This is a genomic window from Pseudoalteromonas sp. MelDa3 (assembly GCF_002863625.1).
Lineage (GTDB): Bacteria > Pseudomonadota > Gammaproteobacteria > Enterobacterales > Alteromonadaceae > Pseudoalteromonas > Pseudoalteromonas arctica.
Map to the genome: position 1 here is coordinate 1 of NZ_PJBR01000171.1, position 3,396 is coordinate 3,396.

3 protein-coding genes are annotated in these 3,396 nt (G+C 40.5%); 2 read left to right on the forward strand and 1 reads right to left on the reverse strand.

Features of this window, described 5'->3' with window-relative positions; translation table 11 throughout:
- Positions 1-36: 36 nt before the first annotated feature.
- Positions 37-564 carry a sugar O-acetyltransferase gene (locus CXF89_RS18720; protein WP_010554506.1) on the reverse strand — a complete coding sequence of 176 codons (528 nt, stop codon included), beginning with the start codon at positions 562-564 and terminating at the stop codon, positions 37-39.
- A gap of 159 nt (positions 565-723) precedes the next feature.
- Between CXF89_RS18720 and CXF89_RS18725 the strand changes: the two genes are divergently transcribed.
- Positions 724-1,488 carry a DeoR/GlpR family DNA-binding transcription regulator gene (locus tag CXF89_RS18725; RefSeq protein WP_121955439.1) on the forward strand — a complete coding sequence of 255 codons (765 nt, stop codon included), beginning with the start codon at positions 724-726 and terminating at the stop codon, positions 1,486-1,488.
- Between the two features lie 40 nt (positions 1,489-1,528).
- Positions 1,529-3,349 (forward strand): glutamine--fructose-6-phosphate transaminase (isomerizing), encoded by a 1,821-nt coding sequence (glmS, locus tag CXF89_RS18730; RefSeq protein WP_007580413.1) that lies wholly within the window; start codon positions 1,529-1,531, stop codon positions 3,347-3,349.
- Positions 3,350-3,396: the final 47 nt, after the last annotated feature.

Sequence of the window (3,396 nt, forward strand, 5' to 3'; positions counted from 1 at the left end):
CAGCGACTCCCGATGTTAAAATTACATCGAGAATAGCTACAATGTTCTTATTTCACGAGCTGGGTTACCCGCTACTACAGTATTAGGCATTACATTTTTAGTAACCACAGCACCCGCACCCACAATACTATTTTCACCAATACTCACACCCGCTAAAATAATTGCACCTGCGCCAACCCATACGTTATTGCCTAACGCGATAGGTGCTGCAAAGTTTTCCTTATTAAGCCTTTTTGCTGGATTAGTAGCATGTGACACAGCTAAAAGCTGAACGTTCGGGCCTATTAAACAGTCATCACCAATGGTGATTGAGTGATTGGCTAATGGCGAGTCGAGAAGTGTGCAATTAATATTCATAAAAGTACGATCACCAATAACTATTTGATTGCCGTAATCGCAATGAAAACCTGATTCTATAATTACACCATCACCCGACTTTAAAAATAACTCTTTGATACGTTTTAAGTTGCCTTTACTTGGGCTCTTATTAAATAAACGGCAGGTTTCACCTGCTTGCTTTCGCTGTGCTAAGTATTCTTTACTGATACTGTTAAATGACTGCATTGTATTTATCTTTATAACTTAATTAGTTATAGCTTACCGTACTTTTAGTTTTATTATTATTAGAATAAAACTGTATTTTTTTTGCTCGTTCACTTGCCATTTAAGTTGTTTCGTTTAAAATCGCATAACTTTCGAAATGAAACTTAATTCACGAGCTTTATGACTAAACGAAACACACAGCAGCGTCGTCACAATATACTGGTTCAAGTTAATGAATTAGGTGAAGTCGCCGTTGAAAAGTTAGCACAGCAGTTTCAAACATCTGAAGTAACCATTCGAAAAGATTTAACCTCGCTTGAAAAAAGTGGCTTATTACTTCGCCGCTACGGTGGTGCTATTGCACTACCTAAAGAAATTGTTAGCGATGAAGTAGATTCAAAGCGCAAAGTCGCAATAGCAAAAGCTGCAGCAAAACTTATAAAAGATCATAACCGCATTATTATTGATAGCGGACGCACTACGGCAGCTATGATCCCTGAGCTTGCTGATAAGCGTGGGCTAGTTGTTATGACCAACGCTATTAAAGTAGCGAGTCGTTTATTATCACTCGAGAACGAGCCGACACTTTTAATGACCGGCGGAACGTGGGATCCACATTCTGAGTCATTTCAGGGGCAAGTTGCTGAAAATGTATTATGTTCTTACGACTTTGATCAGCTATTTATTGGCGCTGACGGCATAGATGTAAAGCGCGGTACTACTACCTTTAATGAGCTAGTTGGTTTAAGCCAAGTTATGGCAAAAGCCGCTCGTGAAGTAATTGTAATGGTTGAATCAGATAAGATTGGCCGAAAAATACCAAATTTAGAATTACCGTGGAAAATAGTAACCACATTAATAACCGACGATGGCTTAGCAGACGATAAGCGCAAAGCAATTGAGGCGTGTGGTGTAAAACTAATTTGTGCAGAGATTATACAATAGCTACTCAGTAGCAAGTATTTTAAAAATTAATGGAGACACTATGTGTGGAATAGTTGGGGCAGTTGCAGAACGTCCAGTAAACAAAATTTTAGTTGAAGGCCTTAAACGCCTAGAATACCGTGGTTATGACTCAGCAGGCGTAGCATTGCTTGATGGCAACACACTTAATACTGTTAAAGCAGTGGGTAAAGTAGTTAACGTAGAAGCAGCTCTAGAAAAAGCAGGCGTTAGCGGTCATACAGGTATTGCACATACGCGCTGGGCAACACATGGTAGCGTTACAGAAGCAAATGCACACCCACATGTATCAAACAACCAGTTAGCACTTGTGCACAACGGTATTATTGAAAACCACGCTAGCCTACGTACAGCACTTAAAGCAGATGGTTACGAATTCTTATCAGACACTGATACAGAAGTAATGGTGCATTTAATTCACCAACTTCGTAAACAACACACAACGTTACTTGCATCAGTACAAGCAGCTGTTAAACAGTTTGAAGGCGCTTTTGGTACTGTTGTATTTGATAAAGACAACGATAACGAAATCATTGTAGCGCGCTCAGGTAGTCCTCTTGTTATTGGTTTAGGCCTTGGCGAAAACTTTATTGCGTCTGATCAGTTAGCATTACTACCTGTTACTCGTAGCTTCATCTTTTTAGAAGAAGGCGACGTAGCACGTATTACACGTGACACAGTAGAAATTTTTGATGCAGACGGTAACGCAGTTGAGCGTGAAGTGATTGAATCAAACATTACGCAAGATGCATCAGGCAAAGGCGATTACCGTCACTACATGCTAAAAGAAATTTACGAGCAGCCACTTGCTGTACGTAATACTCTTGAAGGGCGTTTAAACGACGACCGTGTAGCAATTGATGCCTTTGGCGAAAGCGCTCAGCAAATATTTAAAGATGTAAAACATGTGCAAATTATTGCCTGTGGTACGTCTTATCATTCAGGTATGGTTGCACGTTACTGGCTTGAGCAGTTTGCGGGTGTTAGCTGTAATGTAGAAATAGCTTCTGAATTTAGATACCGTCAGTCGTTTGTTCATGAAAATAGCTTACTTGTTACTATTTCTCAATCAGGTGAAACTGCCGATACGCTAGCTGCATTACGCCTAGCTAAAGAGCAAGGTTACATGGCCTCAATGACTATTTGTAACGTACCTGGTTCATCGCTTGTACGCGAATCAGACCTTGCCTTTATGACTAAAGCAGGCGCTGAAATAGGCGTGGCATCTACTAAAGCATTCACAACGCAGTTAGTTGGTTTGTTAATGCTTACTGCGTCTATAGCTCAGGAAAAAGGCCTTGATCAAAGCGCAATTGTAAATGCAATTAAAGTACTTCCAGCTAAGTTAGAAGAAACATTATTACTCGCTGATGGTATTGCAGATCTTGCAGAAGAGTTTGCTGATAAGCACCACTCATTGTTTTTAGGTCGTGGCTCGCAATACCCAATTGCAATGGAAGGTGCGCTTAAACTTAAAGAGATTTCGTACATTCACGCAGAAGCTTACGCAGCGGGCGAGCTAAAACACGGCCCATTAGCACTTATTGATGCCGACATGCCAATTATTGTTGTAGCACCAAATAACGAATTGCTAGAAAAACTTAAATCAAACGTAGAAGAAGTACGCGCACGTGGCGGCATTATTTACGTATTCGCAGATAAAGATTCACACTTTGAGTCAGACGACACAATGCGTGTAATCAACGTAAACCACACTGACGACATTATTGCGCCAATTGTTTACACCTTGCCATTGCAGCTACTGTCGTACTACGTAGCGGTAATTAAAGGCACTGACGTTGACCAACCACGTAACTTAGCTAAATCGGTTACGGTTGAGTAAAATCAATAGGTTGGTAATTACCTGTTAAAGATAAAAAGGCGCTCAAT